The sequence below is a fragment of the Streptacidiphilus sp. MAP12-20 genome, assembly GCF_041262525.1.
In the GTDB taxonomy this organism is placed as follows: Bacteria; Actinomycetota; Actinomycetes; order Streptomycetales; family Streptomycetaceae; genus Streptacidiphilus.
Genome location: NZ_JBGCCK010000008.1, coordinates 119,920 through 137,492, shown reverse-complemented (window position 1 = coordinate 137,492; position 17,573 = coordinate 119,920). Strand labels below are relative to the sequence as shown.

The window sequence follows — 17,573 nt, the reverse complement described above, 5'->3', positions numbered from 1 at the left end:
CTTGCGCACGGAACCCGGCCCTCGGCGGTGGCCTCAGCCGCAGGAGATCACTGCGTCTGGTTCTCACCGCGGTAGTACTCGAAGGACCAGCCGAAGAGGCCCATGAGGATCACCGGCATGGCGAACATCATCAGCCACCAGCCGAAGATGACACCCAGGAAGGCCAGCGTGCCACCGAGGCCCAGGGCCAGCGGCTGCCAGCTGTGCGGGCTGAAGAAGCCCTGCACGCCGGCGTCGTCCGAGACCTCGGCCTGGGGGTTGTCGCCCGCGCCCGTGTCCACGCGCTTCGCGGTGAACAGCAGGTAGAAGGCGATGAACGACCCGAGGCCGAACGCCAGGAACAGGCAGGTGGTGCCGGTCGGGTCCTTGGACCAGACGCCGTACCAGATCGCGATGCCCAGTACGAAGACCGCGAAGCCGGCGAAGATCTTGCCTTGCTCCCTCATCGGTCACCCGCCTCCTTCTTCTCCAGTGCCACCTGCAGGTGGGCCGGCACCTCGCCGTGGTTCTCCAGGTAGTCCTGCGCCGCGATCTCCGGGTGGTGCAGGTCGAACGCCGGGGATTCCGAACGGATGCGGGGCAGCGTGAGGAAGTTGTGCCGCGGCGGCGGGCAGGAGGTCGCCCACTCGAGCGAGCGGCCGTAGCCCCACGGGTCGTCGACGTCGACCTTCTTGCCGTACTTGGCGGTCTTCCAGACGTTGTAGAGGAACGGCAGGATCGACGCGCCCAAGATGAAGGAGCCGATGGTCGAGATCAGGTTCAGCGTGGTGAAGCCGTCCGAGGGCAGGTACGTCGCGTAGCGACGCGGCATGCCCTCGGCGCCCAGCCAGTGCTGCACCAGGAAGGTGGTGTGGAAGCCGACGAACAGCAGCCAGAAGGTGATCTTGCCCAGGCGCTCGTCCAGCATCTTGCCGGTCATCTTGGGCCACCAGAAGTGGAAGCCCGCGAACATGGCGAAGACGACGGTGCCGAAGACCACGTAGTGGAAGTGGGCGACGACGAAGTACGAGTCCGAGACATGGAAGTCGATCGGCGGGGAGGCGAGCAGAACGCCCGTCAGACCACCGAAGACGAAGGTCACCAGGAAGCCGACGGTCCACAGCATCGGGGTCTCGAAGCTCAGCGAGCCCCGCCACATGGTGCCGATCCAGTTGAAGAACTTGACGCCGGTCGGAACGGCGATCAGGAACGTCATGAAGGAGAAGAACGGCAGCAGCACCGCGCCGGTGACGTACATGTGGTGCGCCCACACGGTCACGGACAGACCGGCGATCGCGATGGTCGCCGCGATCAGGGACTGGTAACCGAACATCGGCTTGCGGGAGAAGACCGGCACGATCTCCGAGATGATCCCGAAGAACGGCAGCGCGATGATGTACACCTCGGGGTGACCGAAGAACCAGAACAGGTGTTGCCACAGGATGGCGCCACCGTTGGCCGGGTCGAAGACGTGCGCACCGAACTTGCGGTCGGCCTCCAGCGCCAGCAGCGCGGCCGCCAGGACCGGGAAGGCCAGCAGCACGAGCACCGCGGTGAGCAGCACGTTCCACACGAAGATCGGCATCCGGAACATGGTCATACCGGGGGCACGCATGCACAGGATCGTGGTGATGAAGTTCACCGAACCGAGGATGGTGCCGAAGCCCGAGAGAGCCAGACCCATGATCCACATGTCGCCGCCGACACCGGGGCTGTGGATCGCGTCCGAGAGCGGCGCGTAGGCGAACCAGCCGAAGTCGGCCGCACCCTGCGGGGTGAGGAAGCCACCGACGGCGATCAGCGAGCCGAACAGGTACAGCCAGTAGGCGAACATGTTCAGTCGCGGGAACGCGACGTCGGGGGCGCCGATCTGGAGCGGCATGATCCAGTTCGTGAAGCCGGCGAACAGCGGCGTCGCGAACATCAGCAGCATGATCGTGCCGTGCATCGTGAACGCCTGGTTGAACTGCTCGTTCGTCAGCACGCCGCCGTCGGGCTGCGCGAGCTGTGCGCGCATGGTCAGCGCCAGCACACCGCCGACCAGGAAGAACGCGAACGACGTCACCAGGTACAGGGTGCCGATCGTCTTGTGGTCGGTCGTCGTCATCCACTTGATGATCGACGTACCGGCCTTCTGCCCCTTGGCTGGGCGACTCGCGGTGGCGGTTCCTCCGCTGAGCCCATGGGGTTCATTGAGGATGGTCATTTCTGGAGGTTCCCTGCTCCCGTGGTCGTGATGCCGGACGGAACGTTGCCGCCCTGACCCTTGGCCCGGAGGTCGGCGAGGTGCGCCTCGTACTCCGCCGGGGTCACCACCTTGACGTTGAACAGCATCTGCGAGTGGTTCACGCCGCAGAGCTCGGTGCACTTTCCGCGAAACGTGCCCAGCACGGTCGGGGTCACCTGGAAGTGGTTCACCACGCCGGGGATGACGTCCATCTTCATGAGGAAGTCGACCGGCCAGAAGCCGTGGATCACGTCGCGCGAGGTCAGGTCGAACTCAACGGACTCGCCCTGGGGCAGCCACAGCGTGGGCGGCTCGCCCGGCGTGCCGACGTCGTAGGCGCCGGGACCCCTGGGGTCGGCCAGCGTCTGGTCGTCGTGGATCTGCACCGAGTGCTCGTAGTTGAACGCCCAGCTCCACTGGAAGCCGACCACGTTGATGTGGTGCGTCGGCGAGCTGATCCTGGTCAGGTCCGTCTCGTCACGGGCGGTGTAGTAGAAGAACACCGACACCATGATCAGCGGGACGACCGTGAACAGGGCCTCGAGCGGCATGTTGTACCGGAACTGCGGCGGCACCTCGACCTTGGATCGGCTGCGCCGGTGGAACATGACGCTCCACAGGATCAGCCCCCAGACGAGCGCCCCGACCGCCAGGGCGGCGATCCAGGAGCTCTGCCAGAGGAAGAGGACCGTGTGGCCCTGCTGATCCCTGGGTTCAGGCATGCCCAGCCTGGGCAGGTTGCTGGACTGGCAGCCTGTGGCGGTGGCAAGGACGAGGCCCAGCGTCAGCGCTGAAAGCAGCTTCCGCCGCATCGAGCGCCGCGGCGAGCGGTCGGAGCCGTTGGGACTCACGTAGCGCCTTCCCGAAGTCTCGCCCGCTCACCAGCCGACCGAAGAGACACCGGAGATCTCTCCGGGATTCCCGATGGCGTGGTCACGGGCAGGGTTTGGATGTTTATGCGGCCCAAACCCTACTCCAGCCGAATCGAAGGTTCGCGGGCAGGTCCCACTAACGCGCCGATCATCCCCACGAACGGCGGCCGAACAGGCTGAATCGCAGGTCAGAGCCGTTCTGACGGCCCGCGTCCGGACACTGGACGACACGCCGGGGGGCCGCCTTCTGACGCCGCATGAGCCCGTAATACGATCAGCGGGGCCCGGGCACCGCTGTCTGCCGATTCCGGGCTGTTCGGCGACCCCGGCCCCCCACTGGTCCGCTCTCCTGGTCCGCCGCTGACACTGTGCCACCCACCTGCTGGTTACGGTGGAACCGTGCCGAACTTCGACGTCGCGTCCACCGCCCCGCTGCATCCACTGGCCAGGCAGGCCCTGCTCTCCGCGCTCGACGAGGGCTGGGCGGACCCGGCGCGGCTCTACCGCGACGCCCGGCACGCCCGCATGCTGCTCGACGCGGCCCGCGAGAGCGTCGCCGCCGACCTGGGCGTCAGGCCGGACGAGATCAGTTTCACCGCATCGGGTACGCAGGCGAACCATCTCGCCGTCCTGGGCCTGCTCGCCGGGAATCACCGGAAAGGGCGTCACCTCGTACACTCCGCCGTCGAACACTCGTCGGTCCTGCACGCCGCGGAGCGCCACGAGGCGGACGGCGGTTCCGTCAGCGCGGCGCCGGTGGACGCCACCGGTCGGGTGAGGCTCGACGCCTTCGAGGCGGCGATCGGCTCCCCCGGCACCGCGCTGGCCTGTCTGCAGTCGGCGAACCACGAGGTGGGCACGGTCCAGCCGGTGACCGAGGCGGCGGAGCTCTGCGCGGCGGCCGGCGTCCCGCTCTTCGTCGACGCGGCGCAGTCGATCGCGTGGACGCGGGTGGACGGCCCCTGGTCGGCGCTGGCCGCCTCCGCGCACAAGTGGGGCGGCCCGGCGGGCGTCGGAGTCCTCGCGATCCGCAAGGGCGTCCGCTACCGTCCGCCGTTCCCCGCGGACGAGCGGGAGGGCGGCCGCGTGCCCGGCTTCGTCAACGTCCCCGCGATCGTGGCCGCGGCGGTCGCCCTGCGCGCGGCCCGCCAGGAGGCGACGGAGGCGGACCCGCGCCTCCGCGCGCTGGTGGACCTGCTGCGGGCGCGGATCCCGGCCCTGGTCCCGGACGTGGCGATCCTCGGCGACGCGGAGCGGCGGCTGCCGCACCTGCTGACGTTCTCCTGCCTGTACGTGGACGGAGAGTCCCTGCTGGGCGCGCTGGACCGGGCCGGCTTCGCGGTCTCCTCGGGCTCCTCCTGCACGTCCAGCACGCTGACCCCGAGCCACGTGCTGGCCGCGATGGGCGCGCTGACGGAGGGCAACGTGCGCGTGTCGCTCGGGCGGGACGCGACGCGGGAGCAGGTGGAGGAGTTCCTCGCCGTTCTGCCGGAGGCGGTGGCCTCGGTGCGGGCCCACCTGATGCCTGCGGCGGCGAGTCGCTCTCCGCAGGAGGTCACTGTCATCGACGTCCTGGGGAAGCTCTGCCCGATCCCTGTGATCGAGTTGGCGAAGGAGTTCGTCAACGTACCGATCGGCGGCCTGATCGCTGTGCTCGCGGACGACGAGGCGGCAGCGATCGACATCCCGGCCTGGTGCCACATGCGCGAGCAGGAGTACGAGGGCCGGGCCCCGGCGAGTGAGTACCTGCCGGGAGCGCACGGAACCGCATATTTGGTGCGGCGGGTGGACTAAACCAGGGGCGCGAGGCTCTGCTGATGAGCGGCTCCGCCGCCATGAGCGCGACTAGCCACCCCAGGAGGTGACTCGCCGAACCAGCAGGGCCATCCGCACAGGGTGGTTTCTCGCGCACGCAGTTCATCGAGCAGAGCCCCGCGCCCCTGAGGTAGTGCAACTACCGTAGGTGCGAACGGAGCTCCGCCGCTGCCTCGTCGCCGTAGGCGAGCGCGAAGCGCTCAGCGAAGTGGCCGCGGCGGAGTTCGTACTCCTGGGTGCCCAGGGTCTCGATCACCAGGGTGGCCATCATCGCGCCCACCTGCCCGGCACGCTCCAGCGAGACACCCCAGGTCAGGCCCGCCATGAAGCCCGCGCGGAACGCGTCGCCCACGCCGGTCGGGTCGACCTTCGCCTTCTCCGCCGGGCAGGTGACGAAGATCGTCGGCTCGCCCTTGCGGTCGATCCGCGCGCCCTTCGCGCCCAGCGTGGTGACCCGGACGCCGACGCGGTCCAGGATCTCCTCCTCCGACCAACCCGTCTTCGTCTCGATCAGGGCCTTCTCGTACTCGTTCGAGAACAGGTACGCCGCGCCGTCCACCAGCCTCCGGATGTCCTCGCCCTCCAGGCGGGCCAGCTGCTGGGAGGGGTCCGCCGCGAAGGCGATCCCACGCGTGCGGCACTCCTCGGTGTGGCGGACCATCGCCTCAGGGTCGTCCGCGCCGATCAGGACCAGGTCCAGGCCGCCCGCGCGCTCCGCGACCGGCTGCAGCTCGATGCTGCGGGCCTCGCTCATCGCGCCGGTGTAGAACGACGCGATCTGGTTGTGGTCCTCGTCCGTCGTGCAGACGAAGCGCGCCGTGTGCCGGGTCTCGGAGATGTGCACCGAGGCGGTGTCCACGCCGTGGCGGTCGAGCCACGAGCGGTACTCGGAGAAGTCCGCGCCGGCCGCGCCGACGAGGACCGGACGCAGGCCCAGTACTCCCATGCCGAAGCAGATGTTCGGCGCGACGCCGCCACGTCGCACGTCCAGGGTGTCGACCAGGAACGAGAGCGAGACCGTATGCAGCTGCTCCGCGACGAACTGCTCGGCGAAGCGACCGGGGAAGGTCATCAGGTGGTCGGTGGCGATCGAACCGGTGACAGCGATACGCACGGCGGCGGGCTCCTCGGTACGGCGGTGGGTGAAGAGGTTCTACCGTACCGGGCCCCGCGTTCGCATTACCGCGAGGTAGGGCTGGAACGGCGGCCACCACGGATCTACTGTCGAGCTGAGAGGCGGCAGCGCAGCCGCCGAGGAGGCCCGTGATGATGCCCGACCGCAGCCCCATCCACATTCCCGCGTACCTGCGCGGTGAGGCGGATCCGGAGACCCTGGCGGGACTGGTCGAGGGCGGTCGGCGGCTGGGCCTGTTCTGGCCGCTGCTGGCCGGCGGCGAGCCGAGCGAGGCTCCGCAGCCGCCGCGGCGGCGTCCCGGTTTCCGGGTGGGCCCCCGCGAGACCCGGCTGATCGGCGGGATGTCGGAGTACGGCGACTGACTCCCTCGTTCTCCCCATCGAACTCCTCCATGGAACTCCCCCATGGAACCGGCAGCGTTGCCTCCGCGTCCCATGCTCGTTCAGCAAGGGACAGAGCAGGAGGCGTCACCGTGGAGTTCCGACACCACCCCCGCCGCAGCATGCGGGTTCTCAGCACGTTCGTCGCCCTGGTGGCGGCCGGAACCGCGGGGCTGGCCGCCTGCTCGTCCGGCACGGCCACCGGCTCGCCCTCCGCGGTGCCCAGCCCCGGGCCCACGTCCTCGCTGATCACGCCCGGCGGCCCGATCCTGTCCCCCTCGCCCGGCCCGAGCTCCTCCACGACGCCCCAGCCCGGAAGCCCGTCGGCGGGACAGACGCCGCGCGGCTTCCCGGCGAGCGGCTACAGCGCCGCCGGCACCGTGCTGACCGTGTACTTCACCGCCGGCGTCTGCGACAAGTACGGCGTGACAGCGGACCAGTCGCAGCCGGGCAAGGTGCTCGTCACCGTCGTCGTCACGCAGCACCCGCCGACCGGGCAGATGTGCCCGCTGGTCATCACGCCGCAGCACGCCAGCGTCGACCTCGGCCGCCCGCTGGACGGCCGCGAGGTCGTCGACACCGCCACCGGCAAGGCGCTCCCCCCGCAGCACGCGTGGACGAGCGGCATGGAGAGCCACGGGCCGGTCGGCAAGAACTGACGGGCGCCGGAAGCACAGAACCGCCCCCGGCCGACGGCCGGGGGCGGTTCTGACGGTGCTACGTCGGCGGGCCGACGATCAGCTGAAGGAGTCGCCGCAGGCGCAGGAGCCGGTGGCGTTCGGGTTGTCGATCGTGAAGCCCTGCTTCTCGATCGTGTCGACGAAGTCGACCGTGGCACCGATGAGGTACGGGGCACTCATGCGGTCGGTGACGACGCTGACGCCGCCGAAGTCGGCCACCACGTCGCCGTCGAGCGAACGCTCGTCGAAGAAGAGCTGGTAGCGCAGGCCCGAGCAGCCGCCGGGCTGCACCGCGACGCGGAGCGCGAGGTCTTCGCGGCCCTCCTGCTCCAGCAGGCTCTTGACCTTCGCCGCGGCGTTGTCGGTAAGGATGATCCCGCTCTCGACGCTGGTCTCGTCCTGGACGGTCATCTGCATACTCCCGGGTTTGACGACGTACTTCCACCGGCGGTAACCGGCGGCGCCCCGGATGTATTCCGGGCCAAGTCCTGACTGTCCATGCTCGCACACCCGGCCCCGCTCATCACTCCCCCGTCCGCGTTCATACGTGAGGCGCTCGCCACCCCGCCCGCCACCCCGCCCGCCGCGCTGCCCGCTTCGCTCGCCACCTCGGCCAGCCGGGACTCGGCGGAGTCGACGATCTCCAGGTCCGCCTTGGTGTGCGCGACGGCCGCGTCGATCAGCAGCGCCACCATCGGGTCGCCCGCGTGCTCGCGGCGCAGCCGGGTGAGCGCGCCGAGCTCGGCGAGGTAGGTCTGCCGCTGCGCGGCGACCAGCGTCGCCAGCTCGGTCTCGCCGAGCCTGGCCGCGCCGAAGAGCTTCAGGAAGAGCTCGTCCCGGAAGCCCGAGGTGCGCACCCACGGAGTCGTGGCCCAGCCGAGCAGCTCCTGCTGCCCCGCCGGAGCGAGGGTGTAGCGGGTCTTGTCCGGGCGGTCCGACTGGCTCACGTGCGAGCGGGTGACGTAGCCGTCACGGACCAGGCGGTCGAGGATCTGGTAGAGGTGCCCGATGTTCAGGCCGCCCCACTGCGGGCCGATGGCCTCCTCGAAGCGCCCTTTGAGCTCGTAACCGTGGCTGGGCCCGTCAGCCAGCAGGGCCAGCACCGCGTGGTGCAGCGGCATTTACACACCTCCTACCTTGTGCCAATGTACCGGTACATTGCCGCAATGTAAGGGGGATTGCAGATGCCGGTGAGCCTGCGCGGGGTGACCCGCGGCTATCCGGGACTGACGGCGCTCGACGCGGTGAACCTGGAGGTCGCCGACGGCACCGCGGTCGCGCTGACCGGGTCCTCGGGCGCGGGCAAGTCCACCGTGCTGCACCTCCTCGGCGGCATGGACGCGCCGACCACCGGCACGGTCGAGATCGACGGCAAGGCGCTGACCCCGCGCCGGATGGACGAGCACCGGCGTCAGGTCGGCTTCGTCTTCCAGCGCTTCCACCTGTTGCCCGCGCTCACCGTGCTCGACAACGTGCTCGCACCGGTCCTGCCGCGCCGCGTCGACTTCGACCGCCGGGCTCGCGCCGTCGAGCTGTTGGAGGCCGTCGGCCTGGCCGCCCGTGCCTCCGCGCTGCCGGCCGAGCTCTCCGGCGGCCAGCAGCAGCGCGTCGCCATCGCCCGCGCGCTGATCGGCCGCCCCCGGCTGCTGCTCGCGGACGAGCCCACCGGCAATCTCGACAGCGTCATCGGCCGCGACATCGTCGACCTGCTGCTCTCGCTGCGCGAGCGCTACGGCACCACGCTCGTCGTCGCCACCCACGACCCGGAGGTCGCGGCGAGCTGCGACCGGATCGTCCGGCTCCAGGACGGCCGGATCACGGCCGACACCGAACTCACCCCGCCCGCCGACGTGCTCGACCGGCTGGGAGGGCTGCGCCCGTGATCGCGATGATCCTCGCCCAGCTGCTGCGCCGCCGCGGCCGGGCCTTCGCCCTGGCCGCCGGGATCCTGGTCGCGGCCACCAGCTTCACCCTGCTGACCTCGGCGGTGACCACCAGCAAAGCGGAGACCGTCGGCACGGTCAACGCCAACTCCCGCGCCGCCTACGACCTGCTGGTCCGCCCGCCGGGGACGCGCACCGCCCTGGAGGAACAGCGGGGCCAGGTCGAGTCCAACTTCCTCTCCGGCATCTTCGGCGGGATCTCCACCGACCAGTACCACCGGATCGGGGCGCTGCCGGGCGTGGAGGTCGCGGCGCCGGTGGCGAACATCGGCTATCTGCTGATCGGCAGCACCCTGCGGCTGGACCTGTCCGCCTTCCTGGACAGCGGCGCACGCAACCAGCTGCTGCGCGTCCGTCCCGTGCTGAGCGCCGGGCTGGGGCAGTATCCGATGTCCGACCAGTACGTCTACGTCACCCGCGACCCGCTGACCGTGATCGACACCCGACCCCACGGAGGGTGGCTGCCACAGCTGCAGCTGCAGCAGAGCGGGACGAAGAGCTACGCGGTCTGCTGGTACGTCAACTACGACCGGACCGGCGTAGCGGACTCCGGCCCCTTCACATCGGACCCCAAGGGGATCGGCACCTCGACGCCCTCGCCCTTCACCCCCGCCGAACGGACCCGGATGACCTGCGAGCCGGGTCAGGGGAAGACCACCGTCGACATCTCCGTCGAATACCCGGTGCTGGTCACCGCGATCGACCCCACGGCCGAGGCCCGGCTGGTGGGCCTGAATCACGCGATCACCTCCGGACGCATGCTGACCGCGGCGGACAAGCCCCATGACGGGGTCAACGGCAGCCGCCCGAGCGTCGAGGTCCCGGTGCTGCTCAGCGCCCACGCGATGAGCGCCGGCACGCTGACCGCGACCGTCCAGCGCCTCGACGCCGGCGACCCGGCCGCGCTGCCCGCACGCCTGGACGGCCCCTCCGCGCACGCGTTCATCACGGGCCTGTCCGGGGCCACGGTCGGCACCCTGCACGAGGATCTGGCCACCGGCTTCCAACACCTCTCGGCGCACTCCGGCTACACGTCCGCCACCTACTGGACCGTCGGGCCGGTGACCTACCGCAGCACCTCCTCCGGCCTGGTGGCCGTGACGCGCCCCGCCCAGCCGTTCGGCATCTGGCGCGGTGCGGCCACCCAGGGATGGATCTACGACGTCCCCGAGGAGAACACCGGCCTCCAGTTCCGCGCCGTCACCCAGGTGCCGTCGGCGGACTGCGCGGGCGTGGAGGGCATGTGCGCGATCGACCCCAACGGCCGTCCGCCCTCCCCCGTTCTCGACTTCGTCGGTCGCTACGACGCCTCCAAGCTCAGCAACTTCTCCCAGCTCAGCGACGTTCCCCTGGAGACCTACCAGTCCCCTGCCGTCACCGGGGCCGACGCCGCGAGCCGCGCCGCGCTCGGCGACAAGCCACTGCTGCCGGACCGCAATCTCGGCGGCTACGTCAGCCAGCCGCCGACCCTACTGACCACCCTGGCGTCGGCCGACTCCTTCTTCGCGAGCCGCCCCAGCGACCCGGCTCAGCGCGCCGCACCGATCAGCGCGATCCGGATCCGCGTCGCGGGGGTGACCGGCGTCGACAAGGCCTCCCAGGCCCGGGTCAACGCCGTGGCGGCGGCGATTCGCGCGGCGTATCCGACGCTGGCGGTGGACGTCACCGTCGGCAGCTCGCCGATGCCGCAGACGGTCGTGCTGCCGGCCGGCGTCCGGGTGGTGGAGGGCTGGACCGCGAAGGGCGTCGCCCTGCGCATCCTCTCCGCCGTCGACGCCAAGAGCGCGGTGCTCTTCGTGCTGGTGCTGGTCGTCTGCGCGCTCTTCCTGGGACAGGCGGCGCTGGCGTCGGTCCGCTCCCGCCGCACGGAGATCGGCACGCTGCGCTGCGTCGGCTGGAGCGCGCGTGAGATCTTCCGACTGGTCCTCGGCGAACTGCTGCTGATCGGCGCCTCGGCGGGCGCGGCGGGCGCGCTGCTCGCCTACGCGCTGGCCGCGGCCTTCGGCCTGCACACCTCGGCCGCGAAGGCGGCCCTGGTCCTGCCCACGGCGATACTGCTCGCCCTGCTGGCGGGCCTGTTCCCCGCCTGGCGGGCGACCAGGGTCGGTCCACTGGACGCGGTCAACCCGCCGGTGACGCCCGTCCGCCGGGCCCGCCCGGTCCGCACGGTCCGTGGCCTGGCCCTGCGCAACCTGCTCCGCGCCCCCGGCCGCAGCGCGCTGGGCGCGGCGGGGCTGGCACTCGGCGTCGCGGCGTTCACGGTGCTGCTCGGCGTCACCCTCGCCTTCCACGGCGAGGTCGCCGGCTCCCTGCTGGGCAACGCGGTCGTCGCCCAGGCCCGGACGGTGGACTACGCGAGCGTGGCACTCTCCCTGCTGCTCGGCGCGGCGGGCGCGGTCGACGTCCTGGTCCTCTCCCAACGCGAACGCGCGGCCGACCTCGCCGTCCTGCGCGCGTGCGGCTGGAGCGGCGGGGAGCTGGCGCGGCTGTCGCTGGCGGAGGGCGTCTGGCTCTCCGCGCTCGGCGGCGTGCTGGGCGCGGGCGCGGGCCTGGGCGTTCTCGCCACGCTGGGCCAGGGCTTGCTCGGCGGCGGCCGCGTGGTCGATCTCACCTCTGCGGGCCTTCTGGCAGCGGCGGCGGGCGTCGCCCTGGTCTGCACCGCGCTGACCTTCGCGATCCGCGCCCTGGCCAGACTCGCTCCCGCCCGGCTCCTCGCAGCAGACCAGTAGTTGAGGCTCGACAGGTAGTTGCACCTCAGGGGCACGGGGAACTGCGCGACAAGCCACCCACGCAGCTGGCTCGCCGAACGGACAGGGCCACCGCACAGGGTGGTTTCTCGCGCAGTTCCCCGCGCCCCCAGATAGTGCAAGTATCTCCGAGTGATTCTGCGACCGGTTCGTGACTCCGCTTCAGACGCCGCCGTCGTCCGCGAGATCTACCAATCCGCCTTCGGCGTCCCGCCGCTCGGCGATCGGGAACGCGCCCGCGCCGACGTCCGGACCAGGAGACTCGCCGTCGCAGACAACGGCGGCTGCTGGTTCGCCGAGGAGGACGGCCGGCCGCTCGGCGTCGCCCTCTCGCTCAAACGCGAAGGCCTCTGGGGTCTCGCCCTCTTCGCCGTCCTGTCGGAGGCTCAGGGCAAGGGCACCGGCCGACTCCTGCTCGACCACGCTCTCGCCCACTCCCGCGGCTGCCTCCGCGGCATGATCGTCGCCTCGGAGGATCCCCGCGCCGCCCGCCGCTACCACGCCGCAGGCTTCAAGCTGCACCCCACCATGGCCCTGACCGGCACCGTCGACCGCACCGCGCTGCCGCCCAGCGGCGGCATACCCGTGCACCTCGGCGACGCCTCGCACTTCGCTCTGCTCGACTCCGTCGACCGCGGCAGCCGTGGCGCCGCGCACGGCGAGGACCACCTCGCCCTGCTGCGCACCAGCGACGAACTGCTCGTCGCCGACACCCTCGGCGGCTCCGGCTACTGCTACCGGCTCGGCGGCCGGGTGATGATGCTCGCCGCCACCACGCGTCGCGTCGCCACCGCCCTGCTCATCGAGGCGCTCGCGCGGATCCCCGAGGGCGAGCCCGCCGACGTCCGTACGCTCACCGCCGAGCAGGACTGGGCCGTCGACGTCGGCCTCGCCACCGGACTCTCCGTCAGCAACCGCGGCTACCTCGCCCTGCGTGGGATGAGGCCCCCGACGCACTACATCCCGTCGGGGGCCTACCTCTGACCGTCGGTCAGTCTGCTCAGACCATCGTGTCCAGGATCTCCCTGACCATCTCCGTCGTCGTCCCCGGGTGCAGGAACGCGAAGCGGGCGACGACCTCGCCCTCCCAGCCGGTCGGCGTGACGAAGCCGGTCTGGTCCGCGAGCAGGCGCTCGGACCAGGCGTAGTACTGCTTCGCCGTCCAGCCCTTGCGACGGTAGACGACGCTGGAGAGCTCCGGCTCGCGGATGACCTCCAGGTCGGGGTACTCCGCCTTGATCAGCGCGGCGGTGTCGCGGGCCAGCGCGATGCCGGTCTCGATCGCCTCCGCGTACGCCTCGGTGCCGTGGACGGCGAGCGAGAACCAGAGCGGCAGCCCGCGTGCGCGACGGGTGAGGTGGTACGCGTAGTCGGTCGGGTTCCACTCCTGCTCGTGGTCGGCGGTGTGAAGCACGTCCAGGTAGGAGGCGTCCTGGGTGTGGACGGACTTGGCCAGACGCGGGTCCCGGTAGATCAGCGCGGCGCAGTCGAACGGCGCGAAGAGCCACTTGTGCGGGTCGACGACGAAGGAGTCCGCGTGCTCGACACCCCGGTACTTCTCCCGCACGGACGGCGCGAAGAGGCCCGCGCCGCCGTAGGCGCCGTCGACGTGGAACCAGAGTCCGTGCTCACGGGCGACCTCGGCGATGCCCGCCAGGTCGTCCACGATGCCCGCGTTGGTCGTCCCCGCCGTGCCGACGACGGCGATGATCGAGCCCGGGTCCTCGTCCGCGGCGATGGCGGCGCGCAGCGCCTCGCCGGTGAGGCGGTGGTCCTTCGTCGGGACGACGAGCTTCTCGACGCCGATGATGTTCAGCGTGTTGGTGACCGACGAGTGCGCCTGGTCGCTGACCGCGATCCGCAGGCGGGCTCCGATGCCCACACCGAGACGGCGGCGTGCCGCGTCACGGGCGACGACGAGCGCGGAGAGGTTCCCCGCGGAGCCACCGGACACGAAACAGCCGCCGGCGGAGCCCGGCAGCCCGGCCTGGTCCGCGATCAGCCGCAGCACCTGGTTCTCGGCGGCGATAGCACCGGCCGCCTCCAGCCACGAGATGCCCTGGAGCGAGGCGCAGGAGACCACCATGTCGAAGAGCAGGGCGGCCTTGGTGGGCGCGCAGGGGATGAAGGAGAGATAGCGCGGGCTGTCGGCGGAGATGACGGCGCGGGAGAGCTCGTGGTCGTAGAGCTTGAGCACGTCCGCAGGATCGTTTCCGCGCTCGTTCAGCAGTCCCTCCAGCGCGCCGGCGAGCTTTTCGCCGTCACCCGGGTGGTCCAGCGGGACCGGGTCGTACTGCAGGCGCTCCCGCATGTAGTCGAAGACCAGGTCGACCATGCGGGCGTCGTACTGGTGCATCCGCTCGGGGTGGGGCACGGGGCGTTCCTTTGGCTGACAGAGGCTGGCTGTGGGGGCGTTCTCACCCTAGGCAGCAAGGGCTGCGCCCGGCATGTCGGAACCCTGCGGTGCACGCACGGAAGCTGCGTGATCAGTGCGCCCTACGCAGCATTCCTGCGCGCAGCGCAGGGGGCGCGAGGAACTGCGCGAACAACCACCGGCGTGCGGATGGCCCTGCGCGTTCGGCCTGCCAGGTGCGTGGGTGGCTTGTCGCGCAGTTCCTCGCGCCCCTGACGCGGCTAGCCGATCAGCCGACTGAGAACGACCGTGCTCCTACTCCGCTGCACGCCCGGCTCGCGCCGGATCCGTTCGATCACCGCTTCCAGATGCCGGGTGTCCGCCGCCCGCAGGTGCACGAGTGCGTCCGGGTCACCCGTCACCGTCCAGGCCGCGACGACCTCGGGGAACTGGCGCAGTGACGAGAGGATCTCCTCCGGGGGCGTGCGTTCGCGGCAGAAGACCTCCACGAAGGCCTCCGTGTGCCAGTCCAGCGCGTCCGGGTCCAGGACCACGGTGAAGCCGCGTACCACCCCGCGCTCGCGCAGCCGGTCCACCCGGCGCTTGACCGCCGTCGCGGAGAGGTTCACCAGCAGCCCGATCTCCGCGTAGGACGCGCGACCGTCGCGCCCCAGCAGTTCCAGCACCCGACGGTCGGTGTCGTCGAGGGCTGCGGGGACGGTGGTCGGCGTTCGCGGTACTGGCACGGATCAAGATTGGCACACGCTTACGCGGCCTCGCCCTCGTCCGAACGCGCGCGCTCCTGCGCGCGGTGCACGGCGAGCCCGACCGCGACCGCGAGCGCGCAGACCAGGCCCGCGACCAGGACCGTCGGCGACGCCAGGACCGCCACCGCCGCGACCGGCAGGATGAACTGCGAGACCCCCCGCTTCGCGTGCCGCGCGTGCAGCACCCAGACGGTGGCCAGGTAGAGCGCCGCCGGGACCGTCACCGCGAAGGTCGCGGCGTGCCCGGAGATGTGCGCCTTGCCGACCGCGTGCTCGATGGCGACCTCCAGCCCGGCACCGATCGCGGCCGCCGACAGGAAGACGAAGTAGTGGCCGTACCCCCACACGAAGGCCACCCGGTTGGAGCGCAGATGCTCCACGATCGGCGTGGCGAAGTAGATCCACCACGCGGCGAAGCAGATCAGCAGCCCGCCGGCCGCGATCGGCAGCAGCTCCCCGAGGGCCTGGTGCGTGTCCGCCGCCGACTGCACGGCGATGGTCGCCGCCGAGACCGTCTCGCCCAGCACGATCAGCGTGAAGAGCCCGTACCGCTCGGCGATGTGCCCGGGGTGCCAGGCCGACTGGGCGACCTGCTCGGCGAAGACCGGCACGCCGATTTCCGCGATCAGCCCGATCAGAAGGGTCCAGGTCCTGGCCGAGGCCGGGATGTAGATCACCCACAGCACCCAGTAGACCTGCACCAGCGCGACCCCGGCGGCGTACCGCAGCGCCACCGTCCGCTGCGGCCCGCTGCTCCCGTCAGCCGCCCGCAACCACTGACCGACCAGTGCCACCCGCATGACGACGTAGCCGGTGATGGTCACCGAGAAGTCGGAGTCCGCGAAGGCGCGCGGCACGCCGGCCGCGAGGATGAGCGCCCCCGCGATCTGGACGAAGGTCATCAGCCGATACGGGATGTCGTCGCAGTCGTAGGCGGAGGCGAACCAGGTGAAGTTCATCCACGCCCACCAGATGGCGAAGAAGACGAAGAGATAGCCGGCGATCCCGTGCCGGACGTGGCCCTCGGCCAGCGCGTGGGCGAGCTGGCCGCCCGCCTGGGCGACGGCGACGACGAAGCAGAGATCGAAGAAGAGCTCCAGCGGCGTCGAGGCCCGGTGCGTCTCCGCGCGCCCGCGCGGCCGCATCCGGCGGCGCGGGAGCTGCTCTGCGGACCCGGTGGTCAGCCCGTCGGTCATCGCCGCGTACCCTCTTCCTTCGCTGCCTGCGCTGACGCGTGCTCCGAGCCTGACGGCCTGCCCGAAGCCCCGCCAGCCCGGCTGCGCCAGTCCGGTACTGCCGTTCCGGACACAGCGGGGTGCGTCACATTGCCAGGTCGCCCATCGCCAGCGCGATCAACGCGGGCTATCATGGATAACGTCAAGTAGACGATAAGGCGACGGTCCCTCAACCGCCGCCGCACAGGAGGGCACCCGCCCGTGACCACCACCTCCGCGCCCGCCACGGGCGCAACCTTCGCCGAGCCCGGCGCGACGCCGCTGGCTCTGCTGCTGCTCGGCCGCGAGGCGGACACCGCCAGCGAGCGCGGTGTCGACTGCCCCGGCGATCTCCCCGCCGCCTCGGACCCGGACCTGGTCGCGCGTGCCGCCGCGGCCAAGGCCAAGCTGGGCGCCAAGGTCTTCATCCTCGGGCACCACTACCAGCGCGACGAGGTCATCCAGTTCGCCGACGTGACCGGCGACTCCTTCAAGCTGGCCCGCGACGCGGCGGCCCGCCCCGAGGCCGAGTACATCGTCTTCTGCGGCGTGCACTTCATGGCGGAGAGCGCGGACATCCTCACCTCCGCGCGCCAGCAGGTGGTCCTGCCGGACCTGGCCGCCGGCTGCTCGATGGCCGACATGGCGACCGCGGAACAGGTCGCCGAGTGCTGGGACCAGCTGGTCGACGCGGGCATCGCCGACACGGTCGTGCCGGTCGCCTACATGAACTCCTCCGCTGACATCAAGGCCTTCACCGGCCGTCACGGCGGCACGATCTGCACTTCCTCGAACGCGAAGCGCGCGCTGGAGTGGGCCTTCGAGCAGGGCCAGAAGGTCCTCTTCCTGCCCGACCAGCACCTCGGCCGGAACACGGCCGTGCGGGAGATGGGCTTCTCGCTGGACGACTGCGTCGTCTACAACCCGCACAAGCCGAACGGCGGCCTCACCACGGAGCAGCTGCGGGACGCCAAGATGATCCTGTGGCGCGGGCACTGCTCGGTGCACGGGCGCTTCAGCGTGGACGCGGTGGACGAGGTCCGCGAGCGCATCCCCGGCGTCACGGTCCTGGTGCACCCGGAGTGCAAGAACGAGGTCGTCGAGGCGGCCGACATGGTGGGCTCGACGGAGTACATCATCAAGGCGCTGGACGCGGCGGAGCCGGGCTCCAAGTGGGCGATCGGCACGGAGCTGAACCTGGTCCGCAGGCTCGCGAAGGCGCACCCGGACAAGGAGGTCGTCTTCCTCGACCGGACGGTCTGCTTCTGCAGCACGATGAACCGCATCGACCTGCCGCACCTGGTCTGGGCGCTGGAGTCCTTGGCGGACGGCCGGGTGCCCAACGTGATCACGGTGGACCCGGAGACGGAGAAGTTCGCGAAGCTCGCGCTGGATCAGATGCTCGCCTTGCCGTAGTGGCAAACGCTCAGGGGCGCGAGGAACTGCGCGACCAGCCATCAG

16 protein-coding genes are annotated in these 17,573 nt (G+C 70.8%); 7 read left to right on the top strand and 9 right to left on the bottom strand.

The window, feature by feature from the left end; all coding sequences use genetic code 11:
• Window positions 1–47: 47 nt before the first annotated feature.
• From ABIA32_RS13065 to ABIA32_RS13055, 3 genes are read right to left on the bottom strand one after another with little or no spacing between them, the layout of a single operon-like run.
• Window positions 48–446: a cytochrome c oxidase subunit 4 gene (locus ABIA32_RS13065; protein ID WP_370094293.1), complete on the bottom strand. Its 399-nt coding sequence runs from the start codon at window positions 444–446 to the stop codon at window positions 48–50.
• The gene (gene ctaD / locus ABIA32_RS13060; protein ID WP_370094290.1) at window positions 443–2,185 is read right to left on the bottom strand and encodes a cytochrome c oxidase subunit I; all 1,743 of its coding nucleotides are present in this window, start codon (window positions 2,183–2,185) and stop codon (window positions 443–445) included. The genes ABIA32_RS13065 and ctaD overlap by 4 nt, the downstream gene beginning before the upstream one ends.
• Window positions 2,182–3,057 carry a cytochrome c oxidase subunit II gene (locus ABIA32_RS13055; RefSeq protein ID WP_370094288.1) on the bottom strand — a complete coding sequence of 292 codons (876 nt, stop codon included), beginning with the start codon at window positions 3,055–3,057 and terminating at the stop codon, window positions 2,182–2,184. Before ABIA32_RS13055 ends, ctaD begins: the two co-directional genes overlap by 4 nt.
• A gap of 420 nt (window positions 3,058–3,477) precedes the next feature.
• Between ABIA32_RS13055 and ABIA32_RS13050 the strand changes: the two genes are divergently transcribed.
• Window positions 3,478–4,872, top strand: coding sequence for a cysteine desulfurase/sulfurtransferase TusA family protein (locus ABIA32_RS13050; protein ID WP_370094286.1), 1,395 nt, complete (start codon window positions 3,478–3,480; stop codon window positions 4,870–4,872).
• 160 nt (window positions 4,873–5,032) lie between these two features.
• Here the strand turns inward: ABIA32_RS13050 and ABIA32_RS13045 are convergent, their stop codons facing one another.
• Window positions 5,033–6,007, bottom strand: a complete 975-nt coding sequence (locus ABIA32_RS13045) for a carbohydrate kinase family protein (RefSeq protein WP_370094284.1) — start codon at window positions 6,005–6,007, stop codon at window positions 5,033–5,035.
• 152 nt (window positions 6,008–6,159) lie between these two features.
• Here ABIA32_RS13045 and ABIA32_RS13040 point away from each other — a divergent pair, with 152 nt between their 5' ends.
• Entirely contained in the window at window positions 6,160–6,390 is a 231-nt protein-coding gene (locus ABIA32_RS13040) for a hypothetical protein (RefSeq protein WP_370094281.1), read from the top strand.
• Between the two features lie 110 nt (window positions 6,391–6,500).
• Window positions 6,501–7,067, top strand: a complete 567-nt coding sequence (locus ABIA32_RS13035; protein ID WP_370094278.1) for a hypothetical protein — start codon at window positions 6,501–6,503, stop codon at window positions 7,065–7,067.
• A 78-nt stretch (window positions 7,068–7,145) separates the two neighbouring features.
• Here the strand turns inward: ABIA32_RS13035 and erpA are convergent, their stop codons facing one another.
• A complete protein-coding gene (erpA, locus tag ABIA32_RS13030) occupies window positions 7,146–7,499 on the bottom strand; it encodes an iron-sulfur cluster insertion protein ErpA (protein ID WP_370094276.1) in 354 nt (117 codons plus the stop codon).
• On the bottom strand, window positions 7,496–8,209 hold the full coding sequence (locus tag ABIA32_RS13025; RefSeq protein WP_370094274.1) for a PadR family transcriptional regulator: 714 nt from the start codon (window positions 8,207–8,209) through the stop codon (window positions 7,496–7,498). The genes erpA and ABIA32_RS13025 overlap by 4 nt, the downstream gene beginning before the upstream one ends.
• A 63-nt stretch (window positions 8,210–8,272) precedes the next feature.
• Between ABIA32_RS13025 and ABIA32_RS13020 the strand changes: the two genes are divergently transcribed.
• The 3 genes from ABIA32_RS13020 (at window position 8,273) to ABIA32_RS13010 (ending at window position 12,762) form a co-directional block, all read left to right on the top strand.
• On the top strand, window positions 8,273–8,971 hold the full coding sequence (locus ABIA32_RS13020; RefSeq protein ID WP_370094271.1) for an ABC transporter ATP-binding protein: 699 nt from the start codon (window positions 8,273–8,275) through the stop codon (window positions 8,969–8,971).
• 5 nt (window positions 8,972–8,976) lie between these two features.
• Window positions 8,977–11,760 carry an FtsX-like permease family protein gene (locus tag ABIA32_RS13015; RefSeq protein ID WP_370094665.1) on the top strand — a complete coding sequence of 928 codons (2,784 nt, stop codon included), beginning with the start codon at window positions 8,977–8,979 and terminating at the stop codon, window positions 11,758–11,760.
• Window positions 11,761–11,910: 150 nt separating this feature from the next.
• Window positions 11,911–12,762: a GNAT family N-acetyltransferase gene (locus ABIA32_RS13010; protein WP_370094269.1), complete on the top strand. Its 852-nt coding sequence runs from the start codon at window positions 11,911–11,913 to the stop codon at window positions 12,760–12,762.
• Window positions 12,763–12,778: 16 nt separating this feature from the next.
• Here ABIA32_RS13010 and ABIA32_RS13005 read toward each other — a convergent pair whose 3' ends face one another.
• The 3 genes from ABIA32_RS13005 to ABIA32_RS12995 form a co-directional block, all read right to left on the bottom strand.
• The gene (locus ABIA32_RS13005; RefSeq protein WP_370094267.1) at window positions 12,779–14,152 is read right to left on the bottom strand and encodes an aspartate aminotransferase family protein; all 1,374 of its coding nucleotides are present in this window, start codon (window positions 14,150–14,152) and stop codon (window positions 12,779–12,781) included.
• A gap of 260 nt (window positions 14,153–14,412) precedes the next feature.
• Window positions 14,413–14,877, bottom strand: a complete 465-nt coding sequence (locus tag ABIA32_RS13000; RefSeq protein WP_370094264.1) for an Lrp/AsnC family transcriptional regulator — start codon at window positions 14,875–14,877, stop codon at window positions 14,413–14,415.
• 20 nt (window positions 14,878–14,897) lie between these two features.
• The gene (locus tag ABIA32_RS12995) at window positions 14,898–16,094 is read right to left on the bottom strand and encodes a low temperature requirement protein A (protein ID WP_370094262.1); all 1,197 of its coding nucleotides are present in this window, start codon (window positions 16,092–16,094) and stop codon (window positions 14,898–14,900) included.
• Between the two features lie 240 nt (window positions 16,095–16,334).
• Here ABIA32_RS12995 and nadA point away from each other — a divergent pair, with 240 nt between their 5' ends.
• Complete coding sequence (gene nadA / locus ABIA32_RS12990; protein WP_370094259.1) at window positions 16,335–17,528, top strand: quinolinate synthase NadA; 1,194 nt, start codon at window positions 16,335–16,337, stop codon at window positions 17,526–17,528.
• Window positions 17,529–17,573 lie beyond the last annotated feature (45 nt).

Bases quoted from the DNA above. Each gene is read 5' to 3' on its own strand.
- ABIA32_RS13065 (WP_370094293.1), bottom strand. From the start codon at position 446: ATGAGGGAGCAAGGCAAGATCTTCGCCGGCTTCGCGGTCTTCGTACTG.
- ctaD (WP_370094290.1), bottom strand. From the start codon at position 2,185: ATGACCATCCTCAATGAACCCCATGGGCTCAGCGGAGGAACCGCCACC.
- ABIA32_RS13040 (WP_370094281.1), top strand. From the start codon at position 6,160: ATGATGCCCGACCGCAGCCCCATCCACATTCCCGCGTACCTGCGCGGT.
- erpA (WP_370094276.1), bottom strand. From the start codon at position 7,499: ATGACCGTCCAGGACGAGACCAGCGTCGAGAGCGGGATCATCCTTACC.
- ABIA32_RS13025 (WP_370094274.1), bottom strand. From the start codon at position 8,209: ATGCCGCTGCACCACGCGGTGCTGGCCCTGCTGGCTGACGGGCCCAGC.
- ABIA32_RS13020 (WP_370094271.1), top strand. From the start codon at position 8,273: ATGCCGGTGAGCCTGCGCGGGGTGACCCGCGGCTATCCGGGACTGACG.
- ABIA32_RS13015 (WP_370094665.1), top strand. From the start codon at position 8,977: ATGATCCTCGCCCAGCTGCTGCGCCGCCGCGGCCGGGCCTTCGCCCTG.
- ABIA32_RS12995 (WP_370094262.1), bottom strand. From the start codon at position 16,094: ATGACCGACGGGCTGACCACCGGGTCCGCAGAGCAGCTCCCGCGCCGC.